At 56.5% G+C, this 21,977-nt stretch carries 15 protein-coding genes; 6 read left to right on the top strand and 9 right to left on the bottom strand.

Going from position 1 to position 21,977, the window contains the following annotated elements; translation table 11 throughout:
• Positions 1–2: 2 nt before the first annotated feature.
• A complete protein-coding gene (locus Mal65_RS21125) occupies positions 3–977 on the top strand; it encodes a sugar phosphate isomerase/epimerase family protein (protein WP_145302233.1) in 975 nt (324 codons plus the stop codon).
• Here Mal65_RS21125 and Mal65_RS26690 read toward each other — a convergent pair.
• The 4 genes from Mal65_RS26690 to Mal65_RS21105 all read right to left on the bottom strand — a co-directional run bounded on the left by Mal65_RS26690 (position 974) and on the right by Mal65_RS21105 (position 7,599).
• Positions 974–3,148: a sulfatase-like hydrolase/transferase gene (locus Mal65_RS26690; RefSeq protein ID WP_196784347.1), complete on the bottom strand. Its 2,175-nt coding sequence runs from the start codon at positions 3,146–3,148 to the stop codon at positions 974–976. The genes Mal65_RS21125 and Mal65_RS26690 overlap by 4 nt on opposite strands.
• Before the next feature lie 169 nt (positions 3,149–3,317).
• Positions 3,318–3,854, bottom strand: a complete 537-nt coding sequence (locus tag Mal65_RS21115) for an O-acetyl-ADP-ribose deacetylase (protein ID WP_145302227.1) — start codon at positions 3,852–3,854, stop codon at positions 3,318–3,320.
• Entirely contained in the window at positions 3,851–5,170 is a 1,320-nt protein-coding gene (locus Mal65_RS21110; protein WP_145302224.1) for a DUF1552 domain-containing protein, read from the bottom strand. The genes Mal65_RS21115 and Mal65_RS21110 overlap by 4 nt, the downstream gene beginning before the upstream one ends.
• Positions 5,171–5,181: 11 nt before the next feature.
• Positions 5,182–7,599, bottom strand: a complete 2,418-nt coding sequence (locus tag Mal65_RS21105; RefSeq protein ID WP_145302222.1) for a DUF1592 domain-containing protein — start codon at positions 7,597–7,599, stop codon at positions 5,182–5,184.
• A 321-nt stretch (positions 7,600–7,920) separates the two neighbouring features.
• Here Mal65_RS21105 and Mal65_RS21100 point away from each other — a divergent pair, with 321 nt between their 5' ends.
• On the top strand, positions 7,921–8,463 hold the full coding sequence (locus Mal65_RS21100; RefSeq protein WP_145302219.1) for a type 1 glutamine amidotransferase domain-containing protein: 543 nt from the start codon (positions 7,921–7,923) through the stop codon (positions 8,461–8,463).
• A gap of 62 nt (positions 8,464–8,525) precedes the next feature.
• Here Mal65_RS21100 and Mal65_RS21095 read toward each other — a convergent pair whose 3' ends face one another.
• Entirely contained in the window at positions 8,526–9,290 is a 765-nt protein-coding gene (locus Mal65_RS21095) for a hypothetical protein (RefSeq protein WP_145302216.1), read from the bottom strand.
• Between the two features lie 64 nt (positions 9,291–9,354).
• Positions 9,355–11,787 (bottom strand): sodium-translocating pyrophosphatase, encoded by a 2,433-nt coding sequence (locus tag Mal65_RS21090; RefSeq protein ID WP_390621874.1) that lies wholly within the window; start codon positions 11,785–11,787, stop codon positions 9,355–9,357.
• An 822-nt stretch (positions 11,788–12,609) separates the two neighbouring features.
• Here Mal65_RS21090 and Mal65_RS21085 point away from each other — a divergent pair.
• From Mal65_RS21085 to Mal65_RS21070, 4 genes are all read left to right on the top strand, one after another.
• Positions 12,610–14,106, top strand: coding sequence for a methylmalonyl-CoA carboxytransferase subunit 5S (locus tag Mal65_RS21085; protein WP_145302210.1), 1,497 nt, complete (start codon positions 12,610–12,612; stop codon positions 14,104–14,106).
• A 49-nt stretch (positions 14,107–14,155) separates the two neighbouring features.
• Complete coding sequence (locus Mal65_RS21080) at positions 14,156–15,694, top strand: acyl-CoA carboxylase subunit beta (protein ID WP_145305097.1); 1,539 nt, start codon at positions 14,156–14,158, stop codon at positions 15,692–15,694.
• Between the two features lie 79 nt (positions 15,695–15,773).
• Positions 15,774–16,061 (top strand): hypothetical protein, encoded by a 288-nt coding sequence (locus Mal65_RS21075; RefSeq protein ID WP_145302207.1) that lies wholly within the window; start codon positions 15,774–15,776, stop codon positions 16,059–16,061.
• An 18-nt stretch (positions 16,062–16,079) separates the two neighbouring features.
• Entirely contained in the window at positions 16,080–16,466 is a 387-nt protein-coding gene (locus Mal65_RS21070; protein ID WP_145302204.1) for an acyl-CoA carboxylase biotin carboxyl carrier protein subunit, read from the top strand.
• Positions 16,467–16,625: 159 nt separating this feature from the next.
• Here the strand turns inward: Mal65_RS21070 and Mal65_RS21065 are convergent, their stop codons facing one another.
• The 3 genes from Mal65_RS21065 to Mal65_RS21055 form a co-directional block, all read right to left on the bottom strand.
• Positions 16,626–18,185 (bottom strand): sulfatase-like hydrolase/transferase, encoded by a 1,560-nt coding sequence (locus Mal65_RS21065; protein ID WP_145302201.1) that lies wholly within the window; start codon positions 18,183–18,185, stop codon positions 16,626–16,628.
• 21 nt (positions 18,186–18,206) lie between these two features.
• Positions 18,207–19,580, bottom strand: coding sequence for a Gfo/Idh/MocA family protein (locus tag Mal65_RS21060; protein WP_145302198.1), 1,374 nt, complete (start codon positions 19,578–19,580; stop codon positions 18,207–18,209).
• 63 nt (positions 19,581–19,643) lie between these two features.
• Positions 19,644–21,845, bottom strand: coding sequence for a DUF5722 domain-containing protein (locus Mal65_RS21055; protein ID WP_165701434.1), 2,202 nt, complete (start codon positions 21,843–21,845; stop codon positions 19,644–19,646).
• Between the last annotated feature and the right edge of the window lie 132 nt (positions 21,846–21,977).

Raw genomic sequence — 21,977 nt, 5'->3', positions numbered from 1 at the left:
CGATGAAAACCTTCCAATCCAAAACCGCTTCACGCCGTCAATTCCTGGCCGCTTCGGCCGCCTCGGTTGCCGCAGCAACCATGGCGTCACGCGGCCTGGTTCCCTCCGCCGCATTCGCCGACAGTCACGGCGGCGACGCACCGTTCAAGATTTCGCTGGCCGAATGGTCACTTCACCGAACGTTGCGTGATGAATCCAAGTCACTGACTAACTTGGATTTTCCTCGTGTTGCCAAAGAAGAATTCGGTATCGAAGCCATTGAATACGTCAACCAGTTCTTCATGGACAAGGCGGAAGACAAAACGTACTTGGCCGATCTGAAACAACGCTGTGATGATCACGGTGTTAAAAGCCTGTTGATCATGGTTGACCGCGAAGGTCGCATCGGCGATCCCGATGAAGCCAAGCGGAAGGAAGCGGTTGAGAAACACCACAAATGGGTCGACGCCGCGACGTTCTTGGGATGTCACAGCATCCGTGTCAACGCCAGCAGTGCGGGCAGCTACGAAGAACAGCAAAAGTTGGCCGCCGACGGTCTGGCCCGTCTCAGCGAGTACGCCAAGCCGCATGGTTTGAACGTCTTGGTTGAAAACCATGGCGGATTGTCCAGCAACGGACAGTGGTTGGCCGGCACGATCGAAAAGGTCGGCATGGATAACTGTGGTACCCTGCCCGACTTTGGCAACTTCTACATCAAGCGTGGCGACAACCCCGAGATTTACGATCGCTATCAAGGGGTTCGCGAATTGATGCCTTTTGCAAAGGCCGTTAGCGCGAAGTCACATGACTTCGATTCGGAAGGCAACGAAGTCAACACGGACTATTTCAAGATGATGGATATCGTCCTGGAGTTCGGTTATCACGGGTACGTCGGCATCGAATACGAAGGCCGCGAACTGGACGAATTCGAAGGAATTAAACGTACCAAGGCGTTGCTTGAGAAAGTCGCAAGCAAAGTCGCCCAGCCGACCGGCTAGTTTGTCAAACCGTGGGCGGGCTGTGGTTCATCCCACAGCCCGTCGCCGCGGACTTCTTCCAGCATCCGGCGCACTCTTTCGGGATGTTGCCCGGCCATGTCATTCTTTTCCGCCGGGTCGTTCGCCAGATCGTATAAACGCCATCCGTTTTCAGCGATCGCCGCGATACCGGTTTTGGGGCGTCGTTTCTGCGTCGGCGGATAATTCACCAGTTTCCATCGACCGCGTCGGATGCCGACGGAGGTATCGCCTTCGGAACTGGCCCAGTAAAGGTATCGATCTCCACCTGCCGGGGTCTGACCCAGCAGGGCCGGCAAGTAGCTGACCCCGTCAATGGATGCTGGCGGGTCGACACCTGCCAGATCGCAGGCGGTCGGCAAAAAATCCCAGAAAGCGGACGGCCAGTCACTGGTGCTGCCCGCGACAATCTTCCCCGGCCATCGAGCGATGAAGGGGACCCGAATGCCACCTTCGTGCATCGAACGTTTCGCCCCTTGTAGAACGCCGTTGCTGTCAAAAAACTCTTCGTCGTGACCACCCTCGTGGTGCGGGCCGTTATCCGATGTGAAGATCACCAACGTGTCTTTGGCAATATCTTTTTCGTCCAGCAAGTCGAACAATCGCCCCATGTCGCTGTCCAAGCGGCCAATCATCGCTGCGAAACCCTTTTCCGGATTCGGCCAAGATTCGTTGGCGTAAACACCATAGTCGGGAACTTCCATTCCATCGCCATGAACGCGTCCGGCTTCATTATTGGCGTGGGGAATCGTCAGGTGCATGTGCAACAAAAAAGGGGCCGATGCATTGCGGCGTATAAATTCAAAAGCCTTTTCCACCATCACGTCGTGGCTGTAGGTCATTTTGTCTTTCGCCACGCGGCCACGGCCGTTGGGAATGTCATCAATAACGTTTCCTTTCAAGGTGACGATGCGATCATTTTCCCACAGAAAAGCCGGATAGTAGTTGTGAGCGTTGGACTGGTTCATGTATCCGAACCAGTAATCAAAGCCGTTGTTGTTGGGATGCCCGGCGTTATCAATTTCATCGGGCGTATCGACGTTTCCCAAAGCCCATTTGCCCACCCCGCCCGTCGCGTAACCGGCGTCTTGCAACAGTTTGGCCACCGTGATTTCCGAACCATTCAGGTCGCGGGACGCGTTGCCAATCAGTCGTGTGTGGCCGACATGCTGGCCGGTCCAAAGCACCAAACGCGAAGGCCGGCAAACGGTATGCCCGGCATAGTGATCGGTGAAACGAATGCCCTCAGCCGCCATCTGATCCAGGTTCGGGGTGCGGATTTTCGATTGTCCATAACAGCCCAGATCACCGTATCCCAAGTCGTCCGCCATGACGTAAATGATGTTCGGACGTCGCGTTGCCGATTGCTTTTCGTCCGCAGCCTCACCTGCCTTTTGGCGTCGCTTCATGATCCCGTCGAGTTTCTCAGCTTCTTTCTTTAGCACGTCGTCCGAAATGCTGGCCGGCGTGACCTCCGACCGCTGCAGCGATTCTTCGTCTGGGATGGCTCGCAAATAGATGTTGCGAAACCACACCGGATCGCCATGGTCCTGAAGCCATAGTTTCCCATCACGATCGGAAAGATTGCCGCCGCGTTTGCGCAGCAGATCGACATGGAACTGCCATCGCGGATCTTCGTAGTCAAAATCGATGACCTTCACACCGTTGCACCAATGCTGAATCACGGTGTCCTTGCAGACGATGCGGCCGGTATTCCATTGACCGGCCGCGCGTGTCACATCACGCGACGGCTGCATACAAAAGTACAAAGACGCTGCGCTAGTTCGTGGGTTCGCTCCATCGCGATGCGTGGTGTTGTCCAGGATTTGGTATTCGTACTGGCCGGGCCGATAGTAGATGCCGCTGTTGCTACCTTTGGCGACCTTCCATTCGAATCGTAACTCGAAATCGTCCGGCAGCGGTCCGTCTTGATAGGTCAATGGTCCGCCCGAACCTTCACGAGCGACCACCCCGGAATTGATCGACCAATTTCCCTTGTGCGACCAACCGTCCAGCGAATCATCGGCCAAAAGAGCGGTGAATCCGGCCGGTGGTTCGTTCGCGTATCCCGCCGGTGTCAAACCGGCGACGCTGATCAAGGTGGTCAGAAACGAAAAGCCGAATCGTAGCGTGAAGGAGCGTATCAATCGCATGGCGGGGATCCAATCAGTGATGAAGGCGGGGGTGGGAAAGGCACTGTTAGATAAAAGCGAATGCATCGTCAAACCTGCCGCCGCAGTGGCGACGCGGCGATGCATCAAGACGTCGGCGGCCTGGCATTTCTGCGGACGGACTGGACGAACCGACCGGCGTGCGATTGGTTTATTCCGCTCGGACCTGTTTCAATTCTTTCGTCCACATTCGGTGCATGATATCGTCAAACGCGACCAGCGTAACGCGTTGAATGCCGGGTTCGGAAAGCACTGCTCGGTGGACGGCGCGAACCGAAATCGTTGCCGCTTTGTCGATCGGAAACCGATAGGCACCGCAACTGATTGCGGGGAAAGTCAAATGCGATAGACCCAAGGAAGCGGCGATCCAGATCGCACGTTCATAGCAAGACACCAGTTGCTGATGTTCGTCGTGATTTCCGCCGCGATAGATGGGGCCGACGCAATGAATCACATGCTTGGCGGGCAGACCGAACGCGGGTGTGACGCGACAACCGCCCACGGGGCAGCGTACGTTGGGTTCAATTTCAGGTAACTGTCGACAGGCTTCGCGCAGTGCTGTTCCGGCGACACGGTGAATCGCACCATCGACCCCGCCGCCGCCCAGTAGGGTTGAATTGGCTGCGTTGACAATTGCATCGCATGATATCGTGGTGATATCGCCGACTACGGTTTCGATGGACGTCATGCGTTTGCCTGAGTTTCCAGTCCGCGAATTCCAGCGGACACGCTGCTGCCGAATTGATCAATTTCGATGCCCACGCCTTGGGCGATACCAACGAACAAGTTGGCAAGCGGTGTGTTTTGGTTGGGATCGTGCGCGACGTATTGTCCGTGCCGATATCCGCCACCGGCGACCAAGATCGGCAAATTGTGCCAATCGTGCGAGCTGGCGTTTCCGAGATTGGAACCGTAAACGACGGTGGTCTGATCCAGCAGGGTACAGTCGCCTTCTTGGATATTCCGCAGCCCACCCAGAAAATTTGCGAATGCAGCGAATTCGGCCTGCTCGATCAGTTTCAATTCTTCGATTTTTGCCGGGTCTTTCCCGTGATGGGATAAGCCGTGCCAATCGCTGGCGACGCCGGGAATCTTGGGTGCAGCATTCAAGCCGCTGATTCCAAAAGTAATGGTTCGCGTGCTATCGGTTTGCAGGGCAAGCGTGATCATGTCGTACATGGCCGATTGACGCTCAATTGCCATCAACTTGTCACGGATGTCGTCCGGCTGTTCCGCGTCAACCTTGGGTTTGGGACGCCGAACCCAACCTTCCGATTGTGTCAGCCGGTGTTCCAGTTCACGCACGGACTGAAAATACTCTTGCAGCTTGTGTCGGTCGTTTGATCCCAACTGTTTTGCCATCGTGTTGGCACTCTGGGTGACGGTGTCCAGGATGCTGTGTCCTCGACGTAGCCGAGCGATCTCTGATGCGATTTGTTGTTCGTTTCCTTGCAGAAACAGTTCGCGAAACAACTGGGATGGCGACATGGATCCCGGAATCGGGACACCGCCGGATGTCCAAGAAAGGGATCGCCCCGATGTTGACAACGCTAAATAGGGAAAGCGTGTCTGCATTCCGATTCGCTGTGCGATCAATTGGTCGATCGAGATCGTGTTCTTGAATCCGGCTAATCCGGGGCGTTGGGCCGACGTCAGGAATGTCAACGATGACGCATGTCCGTTGTTGCCCTGTTGTTCGGGATGCGAAAGTCCGGAAAACAAGGTCACCTGGTCCAAGTGATCCCGAAGCTGTTTTAGGTAGGGCGTGTTCGGCTTCAGAGGACCCGGTTCGGCAGGGAACAAGAACGGGGCATGGAACCCCAGTCCGGCACAGATCCATACCGAACGCTTGGGCGGCGAACTGGTATGTGTTTCCCCGGCCGACACGCTTTCCTGCATGCATTCCAAAAAAGGCAGGCTGATTCCCACCGCACCCCAACCACGAAGTAGTTGGCGTCGATGAATACGCTTCACGCGTGAGATGTTGTTGCGGCGGGATGACATGGTTGGAAGCTTCACTTGGTTCGAAAAAGTTCGCTGGCGACAACGCTGTGAATCAGCGAACGAAATCCGTATCCGCTGTTTCGCGTTGAATCAACGATACGATCGATTTCTTCGCGATCCGAAAAACCGGGTTCCCGTCCGATCGCGAACGTCAACAGTTTCTCGACAATGGTTTGAGCAATGCGGCGGTCATTGGCGGCAACGATCTCGCGGAATTGGACAAAGCTGTCAAAGCTGTCGCCTTGAACGGTTTGTCCGCTGGCATCGACCGGTTGAGCCAAACGGTATCGGACCGATCGGCCGTCGACCTTGCGATTCACGCGATCACCTTCGCCCAGGCTGCGGTATCGCGTCCGCCACCCGCCGACCGGATCAAAACACTCCAGTGCGAATCCCGGCGGGTCAATGATTTGATGGCACGCCTGACACGACGCCAAGTCTCGGTGTTTGTCCAATTGTTCCCGCAGCGTCGCGGCGCCGCGGATGTCAGGTTCCACCCCGGGAATGCCTGGTGGCGGTGGCGGAGGGATCTGGCCCAAGATCCGTTCGGTAACCCATACGCCACGGACGACGGGCGAGGTGTTCGTGCCGTTGGCACTGGATTTCAAAATGGAAGCATGTGCCAACAATCCACCGCGAACGTCCGACGGGTTCAAATGCACCAGTCGGATTTGCGGGCCGCCGACATCGGGGATCTCGTAGTGTTTCGCCAAGCGTTCGTTCAGCATCGCAAAGTCGGGATCGATCAACTGGCCGCTGGGCAAATCAACTCGGATCGCATGCCGCAGAAACTCATGCGTTTCGCCCTTCATCGAATGCAACAAATAGTCGTCATACTCCGGAAATAGACGCTCATCGGGATTGGTGAATTCGATTTCTCGCAAATTCAGCCACGCGTCGGCAAAGTCTTGAATGAAACGATCACTGCGTTTGGATTCCAGCAACCGATCCACCTGGCGGCGTCGTTCATCGGGATCGCTTAGGCGTCCGTCGTCGGCAGCCTTTCTTATCGAAGCATCCGGCGCGGTCCGGTTCAGAAAGTAGGACAAGCGTGTCGCGACGGCGTGGTTATTCAGCTTGCCACCTGGTTCGACGAAGTACAAGAAATCAGGCGAACACAAAATTCCTGACACCGCCGTTCGCAACGCCTGCTCGATCGAAGCGCCGCGGTCACGTTCGCTGCGATACAGATCGAAATACAACGCAACTTCATCGTCGCGGACGGCGCGGCGGAACGCCTGTGATGCGACTCGTCGAACCGCTTCGTGAACTTCTTGGTCCGGATCGTCACTGACAATTTCAAAGGATGCCCGGTAACCGGAGCGAAGCCGATGCTTTGGATTGCTGGGGGGGATCTCACGGCGGTCCATTTTGCCGAAAATCAGCCGATGCCCTCGGCTGGGGAACTCATCCACCAAGGGGCCGACCAAGCTGACGTTCTTAATGGCCAGGCCTGGTCCCTCGTAATCGTCCGGGCCGGACTTTCGAATGTTGTACTGACCGGTATCCAAGCCCCAGGGAGTGACTTGGATCATGTACCGTTCATCGATCCATGCTTCCAATTGAATCGTGGTCGGTGGGCCGGGCGGAAAGCTGACATAGCCGTAGGTCGGTTTCTCCGAGCCACGTTGGAAGCTGGTGCCGCCGATGTGAGCAGTGATCGGCTGGTCGGATTGGTGGGCGTATCCGGTGACTTCGATTCGGTATCGCCCGGGTGTCTTCACGCTGGTGCCACGCAGCATGCCGGTGGGGTAACCAAAGTCATCAAAAAAGACGACTGCATTGTCGTCCAGTTTCTTCCACACCTTGCCGATAAACTGATCGCCTTCGCGTGAATCCGCATAGTTGGCGTTGATCGTTTCCGTGGGCGTGGGTGTGCTGGATTTTGCGATTGCGGCATCCACGACGGTGTCGGCCGCGTCGATGTACTGACGCAAATGGACACTGGAGATGCCAAGCGCGTGGCCCACCGTATCAAAACCGTGCGACTGGCCGTCTTCGGGCAATCGATCCATCAAGTTGACGTGAGTCCCGAACATGTCGTTCATCGTGTTCTGGTACTCGCGGCGATTCAGGCGTCGTAGCGTCGCGCCGTTGTTTCGACGATGTTGGGCTCGCAGGATTTCACCCAGTGGCTGCAACAGCGCCGCGCGATCCCGGCGGGGAATCGTGTCATAGTCGGCCGGCGGCATTTCGCCACGATCGATGCGGTCGTGGATCCGAACCCAGATCGCATGATTCGCGGCGTTCGAATCGTTGAGCGTATCGAGGTCGATGGCCAAGCCACCTTCCTGAGCACCCTCCATGTGACAGTCGGCGCAGAACGACTTAAGAAATGTCGTTGCGTCATCGGGTAAAGTCAGCACATCGGATTCTGTTGCCCGACTGTCGACGCCAAAGATGGAACCCACCGCAATCAAGCAAGTCATCCAGCATAGGCAACGGCAGCTCAATACTCGGGGCGTCACAAACGTTCTCCGCCGGGGAAGCAAGGATCATCGTCGGGGGGCGTCAAGCAGCCGACGACGCGCCAGTATATCCGCCGCATCGCTCAGATGGCGGTTTTCCAACGGGCCGCTCGATCGCGGGGGCGATGTCGCTGCTATGGGCAACGCTTGATCGTCAGCGATGCGATCCTTTAGGCTCCTTCGGCTGATCTGATTCCGCGGGACGCGTGCCAGCGACGGCTGGTCATTCGCTGTCCCGGCATTTTCTGCCCCCTTCTTTCGATCCAGGACATCCACGGACGTATGAACGATTTTCCACTAAAGGGCCGCCGAGTCCTGTCGCTTGTCGGTGAAATCTACGAAGACCTGGAGCTATGGTATCCCAAGTTGCGGCTGATCGAAGCCGGAGCGGACGTGGTTGTTGCGGGCCCCGATGCAAATGCCCATTACAACGGAAAGCATGGCTATCCCTGTACCAGCGACGCCGCCATCGCCGACATGAATTCCGATGCGTTCGACGCGTTGTTGGTTCCGGGCGGATTCATGCCCGACAAGTTGCGTAGAGACCCGGTGGTGTTGGACTTGGTGCGTGCGTTTGACAAATCGTCCAAACCGATCGCCGCGATTTGCCACGGCGGTTGGATCCCGATTTCCGCTGGGGTGTATCGGGGTGTCTGCGTGACCGGGTCGCCGGGTATCAAAGACGATCTGGTCAACGCCGGGGCGATCTACGAAGACGCGGCGGTTGTCGTCGATCGTCACCACATTACAAGCCGACGCCCCGATGACCTTCCCGAATTCTGTCGGGCGTTCATCGAGGCGATCGCGAATCAATCGTGTGAATAGCCGGCGGGTCCCGCAGCACGGAAATCCAACGATTGGTTCCGTGCTGTTGACCCAAAGGCCCGTTAACCCATGGTGGCCGAACGCCACCACTTGTGGTGCTTCTCTTCCAGTTCGTCGACGCTGGGATACGCGTATTGCTTGATCCCGGTCGAATCGCCCACATAAAAGCCGCTGGCAATCGTGCGATAAAACGCGGTCAACGGTGGATCGCGATCGACCGTCTTGGCGAACTTGGCCGGCTTGTTGGTGATTTCATCCAAGCAGTCTTCGATGTGAGCCGGATTGTTGTAAGGCAGATAGCCTGCCAAACGACCATCGCTGTCCCTGGCCACTTGCGTTTCGGCGAAGAAAATTCGCGGGACGCTGACCGGGTTGGCTGAATCGGTGATCTTTTTGGTGAACTCCAGGGGATCCAATTTGGTCACGATGCGAGGTGTCAAAGGACACAATTCCGCATACATGAATGCTTCGCTGCGGCTGGCCGGTGCCTGATAGTCTTGGCTGTCAAGCGATAGCACGCGACCATCACGGGTGGTCAGGTGCAACTGCCCATAGGCTTCCAGCGGAACATGTTCCATGACGCGATACACGCTCATGTATTTACTGCGTCGCGGTTGCCCGGAACTATGCGGCACGCAGCGTTCTTCCAATTGTTCCAAATTCAGTTCACTTGAACGGAACGACGGATCCAATTCAAAGAAGACCACGTTGCCGAACGTTTTCTTCCGAGTCCCGACGGCCATGTAAGCGCCGAATTCTTCGGCCGATAGGTGCGACGCAACAAGAGCTTCGTGACGATAGCACATCAGATAAAGGTGGATGTCCATGATGATTTTGTCTGCAATGTGAATTGGGGTTGTTAGTAATCAGGTTTTCATTCAAGCCGGGCGATCAATTGCCCATGCCTAGGTAGGCACCGATCAGCGGCGCGAACTTCACAACCAATCCCGCAAAGACAATGCTGACCATGTTCATCAGCTTGATCAGGATGTTTAGCGAGGGGCCCGTTGTGTCTTTGAACGGGTCGCCCACCGTATCGCCGACAACACTGGATTTGTGGGCTTCGGAACCCTTGCCGCCGTGTTTGCCGGTTTCGATGTACTTCTTGGCGTTGTCCCAGGCACCGCCGGCGTTGCTCATGAACACTGCCATCGCGTAACCGGCACACAGACCGCCCACCAGCAATCCCATCACGCCGCCGACGCCCAAGACCAGGCCGACGCCGACCGGAACCAGCACGGCCAACAAAGACGGACGCAACATTTCCTTTTGGGCACCCGATGTCGAAATCGCCACGCAACGTGCGTAGTCTGGTGTTCCCGTGCCGTCCAGGATGCCAGGGATTTCGTCGAATTGACGGCGAACTTCCAACACCATTGCCATCGCAGCGCGACCAACGGCTTTCATCGTCATCGCTCCGAACACAAAGACCATCAAGACGCCCAGGAACACGCCGACCAATACCTTCGGGTTCATCAGGGTGATCTTGTAATAGTCCATGTAGGCTTCGAGACCTGCCGGCGGCGTCGCCGCAATTCGTTCTTTCAAACTGGCATCGGCGGGAAGTTCGCCCTCGGTGTGATGGCCGATCGCCGCGCCGGCGTGGTTGACGACCACGTGAACCGGTTGGTCGTCGACCATGATTTCAATAGCGTTTTCCGAGTTGCTTTCGATCGCGCTGACGGTGTAGTGATCGTTGTGATTGCCATCGGTGGCATCGCCACCGGGCAAGAACATGCCGTACTTGCCGTGACCGAGCGGTACGATCGTGAAATCTTCCGTTTCGCTGTCCATCACTTCATAGGCTGCCGCAACTTCGCGGTGGATACCCACGCGAACTTCTTCGACATAAGCGGCCAGCAAAGCCAGCGACGTCAGCGCGGCTGATCCGATGGCAAACCCTTTACCGATCGCCGCGGTCGTGTTGCCCAGCGAATCCAAAGCATCGGTGCGTTCGCGGACTTGTTTGGGCAAGCCCGACATTTCAGCGTTACCGCCGGCGTTATCGGCGATCGGGCCGTAAGCATCCGTCGCCAGTGTGATTCCCAGTGTCGACAACATGCCGACCGACGCCATGCCGACGCCGTAAAGTCCCATGACCAAGTTTTCAAAGCCATCGCACGCTGCAAAGGAAACCAGCATGCCAAGACTGACGGCTACGATCGGAATCCAAGTCGACAGCAGTCCGGTGGCCACGCCGTCGATGATCAGTGGGCCGGTGCCGCTGACCGCTTGGTCGGAAATGCCTTGCGTCGGTTTGTATTCGGCACTGGTGTAGTATTCCGTTCCGTATCCAATGATCAGACCGACGATCAAGCCGGTAGCCACTGCGATCACAACACCCCAGCAAACGCTGGACGGCAACAAAATCGGCATGATGATCATGGCAGCGATCAAGACCATGCCGCTGGAACCCCAGATTCCTTTGTTCAATGCCATCATCAGCTTTTTCATGGATGCACCTTCTTCGGTGGCGACCAAGAAAATACCTGCCAACGAAAGCAGAATTCCAACACCGGCCAAGACCATCGGGGCACCCAGGAAGGCCAATTGCGCCGAGATTTTGTCGGCAAAACCCTCCGGAACGCCGCCCAGGCTGACGGCGGCCACGCCCAGTGCCATCGTTGCCAAGATCGAACCTGCGTACGACTCGTAAAGGTCGGCACCCATACCGGCCACGTCACCAACATTGTCACCGACGTTGTCGGCAATCGTTGCGGGGTTGCGGGGATCGTCTTCGGGGATACCGGCTTCGACTTTACCGACCAAGTCGGCACCCACGTCAGCAGCTTTGGTGTAGATCCCACCACCGACACGAGCAAACAGCGCTTGGGATGACGCACCCATGCCGAAACACAACATCACGACGGTGATCGTTTCAAGACTCATCGGTTGGCCGCCGAACACGACGTGGTGGAACTTGTACAAATACAGGAACCACAGGCTGATATCCAGCATTGCCAGTCCGACCACGGCCAAGCCCATCACGCTGCCGGCGCGAAAGGCAATCTTCAGGCCACGGTCCAGCGATTCGCTGGCTCCCTGCGCCGTACGTCCCGACGCGTTGGTGGCGGTCTTCATGCCGAAGAATCCGGCCAAGCCCGAAAAGAAACCGCCGGTCAGGAAAGCGAATGGAACCAAGCGGTGTTGGACTTCCAAGCCGAACGCCATCACTGCCAACAGGCTGCTGACGACGATGAAAAAGACGATCACCACCATGTACTGACGTCGCAGATAGGCGTAAGCACCTTCACGGACGTACTTAGCGATTTCCTTCATGCGGTCGTTGCCTTCGCTTTGTTCCATGATCCATCGATAGAACATGAAAGCGCTGACCAAGGCGACCGTGGCGGTGATCCAAGTCAAGTGCCACCACAGCGGCAACGGGCGAGACTGGTCGAGAGCGGTTTCGACAATCTCGCCGGTGGCCTCAGACCCTGCCGCCGCAAGCGGCGGCAGTAACCAGTTGGAAAAAATGTCGGGGATGGAAGGAAGTACATGCATGATGGGACCTCGGGTTCCTGCGTGTGGAAGGGGGATAGATGACAGGCAGTCGACCGTTGGGCCCGACGCGACGGTTAGGGCAGCCATCGTTCTGGGCCGAAGGGATCGCGGTCTTCGCGATGCATCGGAGCTTACCGATTCAACTTTTGATCTGCTACGCAACAGCACACTCAAAACAGTCCGATGTGTGCGAGTGAGACGATTTGTCATCAGCTAGCAAACGCGTCGGCCATGAATCGCCACAACTTCAACGCGCCGATAGGTTTTGGAGCGGTCTTGATGCCGCCAAGAACGGGTGTCTACCGGACAATCTGTCGCTGAAGGCTGGGAAAATTCCCCGCACGCATTCACGAGATGCCGATCGGTTCAGTACCATTCGACTCGTTCCATCCGGCGACCGAGCTTTCATCGGTTTTGAGTGCCTCTGCGACACAGTGGCACACTTTGGTTTTCGGTGGGACACGGTCAGTGTGGCGATTTGACGCAAATGGTTCTGCCGACCCGAACACAAGGTCAGCGCCTGAGTGACAGATCTCGACACATCGCCGAAAACGATTGTCGCAAACGCGATGCGTCGCCGAAGCGAAGTTGACGACCTTTTCGCTCCAACAAACTCAAGCTATACGCCGAGGAGATTTCCCGATGACACGTCACGTGGATGTCACGGAATTGGTACTGCGCGACGGGCACCAAAGCATTTTGGCGACCCGTATGGCGCTCGAAGACATGGTGCCGATCTGTGAGGAAATCGATCAGGCCGGTTACTGGAGTGTCGAATGCTGGGGCGGGGCGACGTACGACTCCTGCATCCGCTTTTTGAATGAAGATCCTTGGGAAAGATTGCGAACGTTTCGCAAACTGTTGCCCAACAGCCGCCTGCAAATGTTGTTGCGGGGCCAAAACTTGTTGGGCTATCGCCACTACGAAGACACGGTCGTCGATCGGTTCGTGGACAAGTCGGCTGAAAACGGTATGGATGTCTTTCGCGTTTTCGACGCTCTGAATGACATCCGGAATCTGAAGCGTGCAATGGAAGCGGTTCGCCGTACGGGCAAGCACGCCGAAGGCACAATTTGCTACACCACCAGCCCGCTGCACACCAACGACCATTTCGTCGAAATGGCGAAGCGTTTGCAGGACATGGGGTGCGATTCGATTTGTCTGAAAGACATGGCCGCCCTGCTGAAACCGCAGCCCGCCTACGACATCGTCAAGGGCATCAAGGAAGCGTGTGGCGATGACATGCTGGTGCACGTTCACGTGCACAGCACCACCGGTGTCACCTTGGTCAGCCTGATGAAAGCGATCGAAGCCGGTGCCGACATCGTCGACACCGCGATTTCCAGCCTCAGTTTGGGACCGGGCCACAACCCGACCGAAGCTTTGGTCGAGATGTTGGAAGGCACCGGTTACACCACTTCGCTGGATAAGGAGCGGTTGAAGAAAATCAAGCAGCACTTTGCAAAGATTCGACCCCGCTATGCCGAGTTTGAATCGAAATTCATCGGTGTCGAAACCGACATCTTCGACAGCCAAATCCCCGGCGGCATGATTTCCAATATGGAAAGCCAACTGGCCCAACAAGGCGCCGCGGATCGGCTGCAAGAAGTGCTGGAAGAAGTGCCACGTGTTCGCGAAGTGGCCGGTTTTCCGCCACTGGTCACTCCGTCCAGCCAGATCGTTGGTACACAAGCGGTGTTCAACGTTCTGATGGGACCCTACAAAGCGCTGACGGGTGAGTTCGCAGATTTGATGCTGGGATATTACGGCGAAACCATCGCACCTCGCGATCCCAAGATCATCGAAGCGGCCGAAAAACATGCCAAGAAGTCATCCATCACCAAACGTCCGGCCGATTGTTTGAAACCGGAATGGGATGAGCTTCGCGACAAGGCATCGGCACTGGACGGATTCGATGGTACCGACGAAGACGTGCTGACCTATGCAATGTTCCCGCAAGTGGCACCGGGGTTCTTTTCGACCCGTGGCGAGGGACCAAAGAACCTAAGCAAAACCGCCGAACAGGTCGCCGAAGAAAAGGCCAAAGCCGAAGCGGCGAGGAAAGGCATCAAGTCCGAAGTCAACTATGAAGTCAAGCTTTACGGGAAGACCCATAAAGTTTCGGTAGAACCCGTTTAGTCCATCCCGCAAAGGATCCCAAGCAATGACGGCGAAAGATAAAAATACAATGGATGACTTGGTCGACGACCTGCGGCAGCGTCGTGACACGGTCATGCTGGGTGGCGGTGAAAAACGCCTCGAAAAACAGCGTGATCAAGGCAAGATGACGGCACGCGAACGGGTGGACAACTTGGTCGATGATGCCAGCTTTGAAGAATTCGGCATCTTTGCCGAACACCGCCAAACCCAATTCGGTTTGGGCGGTCGTGTCATCCCGGCCGATGGCGTGGTGACCGGTGCCGCATCCATCGATGGGCGTCTGGTTCACTTGGCCAGCCAAGATTTTACGGTGTTGGGTGGTTCCGCCGGCGAGGTTCATTCGCTGAAGGTCGCCGATGCGATGAAGCGTTCGCTGAAGACGGGCAGCCCGTTCGTCTTCTTGAACGACTCCGGTGGTGCCCGGGTCCAAGAAGGCATCGATTCGCTTTCCGGCTACGGACAAGTGTTTCGATCCAACGTGTTGCTTTCCGGTGCCGTGCCGCAAATCAGTTTGATTTGTGGTCCCTGTGCCGGTGGAGCGGCCTATTCGCCGGCGCTGACGGATTTTGTGATTCAAACTCGCAAAGCCCAGATGTTCATCACCGGGCCCCAGGTGATCAAACAGGTGACCGGCGAAGAAATCACCGCGGAACAGCTCGGTGGTGCCGATTCACATATGATCCACTCCGGCGTGGTTCACTTTGTCGCCCGGGATGATGCGGATGCACTGCACATCTGTCGTCGTCTGCTCAGTTTCCTGCCGTCGAATAACTTGGAAGATGCCCCCATCGTTCCCTGTGACGACAACTTGGAACCCAACCCCGAGCTGAACAACATTGTGCCCGTCGATCACAAGGCCGGTTACGACATCCGTGCGGTGATCGCCGAAGTCGTGGATCGCAAGGACTTCTTGGAGGTCCAGGCCGGTCACGCGACCAACATGGTGGTCGGTTTCGCTCGAATCCTGGGACGAACCGTCGGGATCGTCGCCAACCAGCCGATGGTGCTGGCCGGTGCGATCGACAACCATGCCGCTAACAAGGCGTCACGGTTCATTCGGTTCTGCAACGCATTCAATATCCCATTGGTCACCATGGTCGACGTTCCCGGTTATCTGCCGGGCGTTGAACAGGAATACAACGGCATCATTCGAAACGGTGCCAAGTTGTTGTTCGCCTATTCAGCGGCAACCGTGCCCATGGTTCAGCTGATTTTGCGGAAGTCCTACGGAGGTGCCCACGTCGCGATGTGTTCACGTGATATCGGTGCCGATGCCGTGTTCGCTTGGCCGACCGCCGAAGTGGCCGTGATGGGTGCTGAAGGCGCCGTGGAAATCGTGTTCCGCAAGGAAATGGCCGAGGCCGAAGACCCGGTGGCACGCAGGGCCGAATTGATTGCGGAATATCGCGAAGCGTTTGCGTCGCCGTATGTTGCCGCTGGTCGCCGGTTGGTCGACGATGTGATCGAACCGGCCGACACGCGAAAACACATCGCGCGTGCGTTGGAATACTTGCGAAACAAGCGAGACCAGCGTCCGCCGAAGAAGCATGGCTTGATTCCGCTGTAGGACGCCTTGCGGTCACACCGGTGTGGCCGTCTGGCACGTCCATCCGTCCAATGCGTTTCCAACTTCGGAATTCTATGTCATGACCGACGATCAAAAGAACAACGATGAAATTGTCGCGATGCTGAAGTCGTTGCGGCAAGACATCCAGGGACTGCAGTCGCGGGTCGCATCGCTTGAAAAGGCGATGGAATCCGTTGAAAGCAGCAAGCCCCCAATTGACGAACAACGGCTGATGATCATCTCCAGTGCGATCGCAGCCTACTTGGGTGTTAAACCACAGATCCGCCAAATTCGCCTGATCAGTTCCAAGACTTGGGCACATCAAGGTCGGGCGACCATCCATGCTTCTCACGCCTTGGCACGTTAATTCATCAGGGAGATTCCAGTGAAACTAAAGATCAAAATTGATGGTGACGTGTACGAGGTTGAAGTCGACGTCGCCGAAGAAGAATCCCCGCAGCCGGGGTTTGTTCCGGCCAGCGAAAGCTATCAAGCACCAGGCGTCGCTCCGCCGGTAGCACCACCGTCCGGCGGTGGTGGTCAAGTCGTCGAAGACGAAAGCAAGGTGTGCCGCAGCCCCGTGTCCGGCGTCGTGATCCGCGTGCCGGTCGAAGTGGGCGAAGAAATCGAACAGGACCAAGAATTAATGGTCTTGGAAGCGATGAAGATGGAAACGGTCATCACCGCACCCATCGCGGGAAAAATCGCCAAGCTGAACGCTGAAGTCGGCGGCAGCGTCAAGGCGAACGATGTGTTGATTGAATTCGAGTGATTCTTTGACCATCGATCGATCCGCGAGAAACGATCGCTAAATCAACCAAACACCGTGGCGTGCACCCACACGCTGCGGTGTTTTTCGTGCGCATCGATGCCCTGCCCTGCTCCGCCAAATCGCGTGTCCCATGATCGATCTGTGTTCCGCCGGCGTTGATTAGGGAAGCCCTGGAGCCCTGGGCCAATCGGCTTCGGAAATCCAAGGCGGCTTATCACGGGTTTCCCACAGCCACCGATTCGGATCGGCATGCGGATTCTGCGTCGGGATGGGAGCACCCGCGTTGCGAATCCAATCAATCAAGCGCTGACGAAGCTCATTGACCAGTTCAGGTCGCTCCGGTGCAAGGTTGTGCGTTTCGGCAAGGTCCGCTTCCAAATCGTAAAGTTCCGTTCGCTGCCCGGTCCGATACTGGCCCTTGGCGTCCACATGATCGCCGAAAAACTCAATCAGTTTCCAACGTCCCCGGCGAATGATGGCTGCCGGCGTGGCACCCCATCGAAGATCGTATAGCGGCATGTACCAACAGAGATCTCGCGTCGGTGCGATGTCACCTTGCAATACGGGCATGACGTTCAGGCCGTACAGGGTCACGCCGGCGTCAGTGCCAAGTTGCGATCGATCGACATCCGCGGCGGCTAAGAATGTGGTTAGCCAGTCGGTCACCTGGACGGGCGTGTCAATCGTCTTCCCCGCCGGAACGGTTCCCGGCCAGCGAACCAAGCACGGAACTCGGATGCCGCCTTCGTAAACGGATCCTTTGCCGGCACGCAACGGATCGCTATCAAACTCCTCCTTGTGGACAAGCATTGGTTGGCTACCGTCAAGCGGCTGATCGTTCCATTGAGGCAATGCAAGCTGGGTGTCGACACCACCGTTGTCCGAAAGAAAGACGATCATCGTGTTGTCCGCCTGCCCGGACGCCTGCAAGTGATCCAGGATTCGCCCAATGGAAAGGTCCAGGTGCTCGATGGCGGCAAGGTAGGTGGCATTGTTCATGCCTTCGGCGGGATGTCCGGCATTCAAATACTTTTCTACAAGCGGAACGGGCGCGGAAACTTTGCCATGAAGGGTGTGGTGGGCCAGGTAGAAGAACCACGGTCCTTCGTCGGAATCATCCATGAATCGAATCGTCTGATTGGTCAGATGATCGACCCACTTGTCGCCTTCGTTTTGGCTGCCCGGACCCGGTGACGCGACGAAATCGAACCCGAATTGATCCGCGGATTCCGCTTTCAAGTAGGTGTAGTGACCGTGTTCGTTGTTGGTCAAATGCCACTTGCCCGCCATCCCTGTTCGGTAACCGGCGCTCCGCAGCCAGTGTGGCATGTGGCAGCTTTCCGGATCCAAGCTCTCACGATACAGCGGTTCGGTCACCGGCGCAAACGGTGTTCCATACCAGCCGATGACATGCCACATGCCGTTGCGCGGTGGAGACTGGCCGGTCAAAAGTGCCGCGCGTGTGGGAGTGCACTGGGGCGTGACGTAGGCCGACGTCAATCGCACTCCTTCGGTGGCCAATTGATCGATCGCAGGTGTCGACACCAAAGTGCCACCGTAACACGACAACGATGAACAGCTTTGGTCGTCGGTCAAGATCAGCAAGATGTTGGGACGGTCGTTTTCGGCGGCGCAGAAATTGGTTGCCGCCAAACAACACAGACACACCGCGATCAATCGTCCCGCCGGAAAACGCAGGCACCGCGAAAGCAAAATCATGATTGTAAACCCGAACGACTGCTACACATTTTCCGGCACAACGAAGGGTTTTCGCGATGGTCGGGAAACCAATTGGTTGGCCTCCGCATCATCAACGAATGTCTCCGTTTTCGGGTCGAAATGGACCGTGCGGTCGACGCGATAGGCGATGTTGGCCAAGTGGCAAAGCGACGACGACATGTGCCCTTGAAGAATCTCCGCCGACAAGTCCTCGGGATTGCGTGATCGCAGACTTTTGATCCAGTTTTGGAAATGCGGCAGGTCGGAAATCGGGCTTCCCGGTTCCGACGCGTGTGGTCCAAGTTCTCGGTCACGCCCCAGGAACGTGTAGTAGCTGGAATAGTCGGGGAAGATCATGGTCCCTTCGGAGCCGAGGAAAATCACACCAACGGGAAAGTCTTTCTGCACAAACGGGTACTTGTCGCGGAAACCAGCTTCGGCGTTGGTGTACCAGTCGCGGACCGCGAACTCGATCATTCGGCCATCGTCCCACTTCATCGACGTGGATAGGACACCGGGTGTTTGGGCGCTGCTGTCATGGACTTCCTGTTGCATGAAGTTGGTGCCCACCGACGATATCTGATTCGGATGATCGTCGATTTTGAGTCCCCAGCGAATGATGTCCATTTGGTGAACGCCCTGGTTCCCGATTTCGCCGTTGCCGTAATCCCAAATCCAGTGCCAACGACGAAGTTGGAAATTACTGAACTCGTGGACCGGGGCGGGGCCGCACCAAGCATTCCAATCCAATCCATCCGGGACCGGACGCGGCGCGTGCTGACCAAGATTGCCGCGGATCTTGTAGGCGATCCCTCGAGCAAAATAGACCTTGCCGATGATCCCGTCGTGCAATTGTTGAATGCCTTCGACAATGTTTTCGGATGAACGACACTGGGTGCCGTGCTGGACGATGCGGTCATACTTTCGGGCCGCCTCCACCATTTTCCGGCCTTCGAAGATGTTGTGTGAACCCGGCTTTTCGACATAGGCGTCTTTCCCCGCTTGGCAGGCCAAGATGACACACAGCGAATGCCAGTGATTCGGGGTCGCAAAGGTCACCGCATCGATGTTCGGGTCATCGAAGACACGACGCATGTCGTCATAGGCTTCGATGCGATGACCGGCCCGTTCGCTCCATGCCAACTGTGCCGACTTTCGGGCCCCTTCGTTGCAATCACAGACGCCCGCGAATTCGACATTCGCGGAGGAATCCTTTTCAAGTTCCACAAAGCTTTTGCCGTGCGCGTTGGAACGCCCACCCATGCCAACCACGGCGATCCGGATCTTGTCATTCAGGTTTCGGCCGCGGACGACCGCGGGGGCGGACGCCGCGCCGACCGCGAGCGTCTTCAGAAGGCCGCGACGGGTCGGTTTGTCATTGGGTTCATGCGTCATCGTGATCGCTCCGTATCAAATGAATCTTAGAAAGTGGGGGGATGGTTTCAATGAACGTGGGCTTCAATGATCTGGGCTTGATGGTTGCCAGAGGTGCTGAAAAGTCTGGCGAAGTTGCAATTCTGCTGGGGTGCCCAGGGCTTGGTAGGTCGACCAAGCCGGCTTTTCCGGACCCAGCGGATGCCGCTTACTGCCCAAGCCACGCAAACCCAGTCGCAATCCACCTTCATTCGGATGGTCGATGGGGCGGTGATAGTCGAAAGCGATGATCGATCGTAATTTGCTTAGTTGCTTCCATGTGTAAACCAAGGCGGCACTTTGGCCTTGCAAGCTGGCGTCATCGCTTTCAGGGGCATGAAAACCTTGCTCGCTGCAAATGACCGGTCGAACGCGACCGGATGAATCCAAACATTCGGGCTGGCTTAAGAATCGATCGAGTACCGAAAGGTTCTTGATCGTGATCAACGGCGTGTCGAATGAATCGGTTGGCAAGTCATCATTCCATGTGTCCGATTCCCACAGACTTTGTGGGTAAGGATGGTAGGCGACACCCCAGGGGAAATCGCCTTCGGTTTGACCGTGTTTTTGCAACCACTGCAGCATCGCTTTGGGGGCATAGGTCTTGTTTTCTTGGCAATCCTGGGCGTTCCAGCGATGCGTCAGTGAAATGAAGACGCGGGCATTGATGTTGAAGTCACGAACCGCGGAATCAACGATCCGCATCGAACGGACGTAATGATCCATGAAGATGTCCATGGGCTGGGGACCCATGTTGGTCCACTGCCACCCATAGTCCACTTCGTTATGTATGATCCAGTGATCAATGGTGCCGGCATCGGAATTGGATCCATAACGTTTGCCCAGTTCAATGACGACGGCGCGATAGGCCTGTGCGTTGGCTTCGTCGATCAAGTTCGGCATTGCATAGGTGCCCGCCGGATCGGCGTCAGGATGAACTAGTGGGGCGGTCGGCGAATTGGGAATAAGCAGAATGCCCGCCAATTGAATCTTGGCTTTCGATAGATACGAAACCGTGGCATCCAGTCGCCGAAACCCGGCTTCGTCCAATCGATAGCTAGCGTCGTCTCCATTGCCGACTCGCCGCACGAGTGAATTCATGTTGATGTTGATGCTTCCGTGTTGCAGCCCCAATTCGTCAAGCATCGTCATCGGAAACCGCGTCGTCAGGCATGTCAGCCCCTTTCGCACTTGGTGGTCCTGCTGCGCCGGTGCCGAAGCTTCCGAAAGATCGGGTGCAAACCAGTGGGCGGCGGACATCAATGTGAATGACTCGGTAGGCTCGTGTTGCCGAACAAGCTGAAAGCGATCGCCCCACTGCGCTGCGCGACCGGCGATTTCATTGGGAATGCGACATGTGAATGACAGTCCGTCTCCGCTTTTTTGAACGATCCATCGATTGGCCAGTTCGTTCTGGGACGGCGGAAGGGCTGTGACCGAGTAAAGGTTTCGACGAATCAGAAAGATGCATTGATCGGCGATGTCCATCGCAAACGTTCCTTCCACGCGGATCGCATCTGGTTCGATGCTGATGTGATCAATGCGTGCCGGCCAACTGCGTTGGTGGTAACTGCGGATGGACGCAGCCAACGCCTGTTGTGCTTTCTTCTGGCGATCGGATTTCCTGCGAATGGCCAACTCGCGGTCCGACATGGGACGCGTTTGTAATCGTCGGATTTTGATATGCCGGTCGGCACGCGTTCCCAGGTCGATTCGGATTGCCGAAGTGTCCGTGCTGTTCGTGTTCTCGCGTTGCAGCTGGTCTAGGTTGACCGCGTATGGCATCCAGCCTTCGGCTTTGGCAAAAGGTTCCAGGTCGATCATTCCCACCGCACGAGCCGGAAGGCCCAGGTGCGCTTGAACAGACGCGATCCCGTCTGGGCAGAAATACTCCAAGCCCAGCATCCAATCGGTTTGCAATTCGGGACGCGAGGGAAGCGAAAGCCAAAAGTATGGATCATTCCCCGTCGTTTGGATGACTGCAACGCCGTCTTGAAACGTAAGATCAAGATCATGCCACGTCCTGATCAAACGGTTCGCATCCATGGTTTTCGTGACACCTGACCGTTCCCATGAAGCATGTCGTGTTTCGTCGGGGCGATCACTAATCGGCGTCGGGGGTTGGCACCACGCGTTCGCGCCGCAGCAAAACAACAGACTTAGCACATAGGTCAACATGCGGGTCCGAGCATCGGCGGTGACATGCCAATACGGTCGAATCAAATCAATCATTGTTGACGAAAGCATCAGTGCGGCTGGGACGATAGGTGGGCCGTGGGGTGGGTTCCTGATTGTATCCTGGCCCACTTGGCTTTGCGCGATCGATGACCCGGTCAGCTACAATCGAGCAAAACGCAGGTGTTGCTGTTGATCGCGGTA

This window comes from Crateriforma conspicua, from assembly GCF_007752935.1.
Classification (GTDB): Bacteria; Planctomycetota; Planctomycetia; order Pirellulales; family Pirellulaceae; genus Crateriforma; species Crateriforma conspicua.
Note: the sequence above shows the minus strand (reverse complement) of the source record. Positions and strands in the feature narration are given on the sequence as shown.

What these genes read in the sequence shown, in the direction of transcription:
- Mal65_RS21125 (WP_145302233.1), top strand. Translation starts at nt 3, where the DNA reads ATGAAAACCTTCCAATCCAAAACCGCTTCACGCCGTCAATTCCTGGCC.
- Mal65_RS26690 (WP_196784347.1), bottom strand. Translation starts at nt 3,148, where the DNA reads ATGCGATTGATACGCTCCTTCACGCTACGATTCGGCTTTTCGTTTCTG.
- Mal65_RS21115 (WP_145302227.1), bottom strand. Translation starts at nt 3,854, where the DNA reads ATGACGTCCATCGAAACCGTAGTCGGCGATATCACCACGATATCATGC.
- Mal65_RS21110 (WP_145302224.1), bottom strand. Translation starts at nt 5,170, where the DNA reads ATGTCATCCCGCCGCAACAACATCTCACGCGTGAAGCGTATTCATCGA.
- Mal65_RS21105 (WP_145302222.1), bottom strand. Translation starts at nt 7,599, where the DNA reads ATGACTTGCTTGATTGCGGTGGGTTCCATCTTTGGCGTCGACAGTCGG.
- Mal65_RS21100 (WP_145302219.1), top strand. Translation starts at nt 7,921, where the DNA reads ATGAACGATTTTCCACTAAAGGGCCGCCGAGTCCTGTCGCTTGTCGGT.
- Mal65_RS21095 (WP_145302216.1), bottom strand. Translation starts at nt 9,290, where the DNA reads ATGGACATCCACCTTTATCTGATGTGCTATCGTCACGAAGCTCTTGTT.
- Mal65_RS21090 (WP_390621874.1), bottom strand. Translation starts at nt 11,787, where the DNA reads ATGTTCTATCGATGGATCATGGAACAAAGCGAAGGCAACGACCGCATG.
- Mal65_RS21085 (WP_145302210.1), top strand. Translation starts at nt 12,610, where the DNA reads ATGACACGTCACGTGGATGTCACGGAATTGGTACTGCGCGACGGGCAC.
- Mal65_RS21080 (WP_145305097.1), top strand. Translation starts at nt 14,156, where the DNA reads ATGGATGACTTGGTCGACGACCTGCGGCAGCGTCGTGACACGGTCATG.
- Mal65_RS21075 (WP_145302207.1), top strand. Translation starts at nt 15,774, where the DNA reads ATGACCGACGATCAAAAGAACAACGATGAAATTGTCGCGATGCTGAAG.
- Mal65_RS21065 (WP_145302201.1), bottom strand. Translation starts at nt 18,185, where the DNA reads ATGATTTTGCTTTCGCGGTGCCTGCGTTTTCCGGCGGGACGATTGATC.
- Mal65_RS21060 (WP_145302198.1), bottom strand. Translation starts at nt 19,580, where the DNA reads ATGACGCATGAACCCAATGACAAACCGACCCGTCGCGGCCTTCTGAAG.
- Mal65_RS21055 (WP_165701434.1), bottom strand. Translation starts at nt 21,845, where the DNA reads ATGCTTTCGTCAACAATGATTGATTTGATTCGACCGTATTGGCATGTC.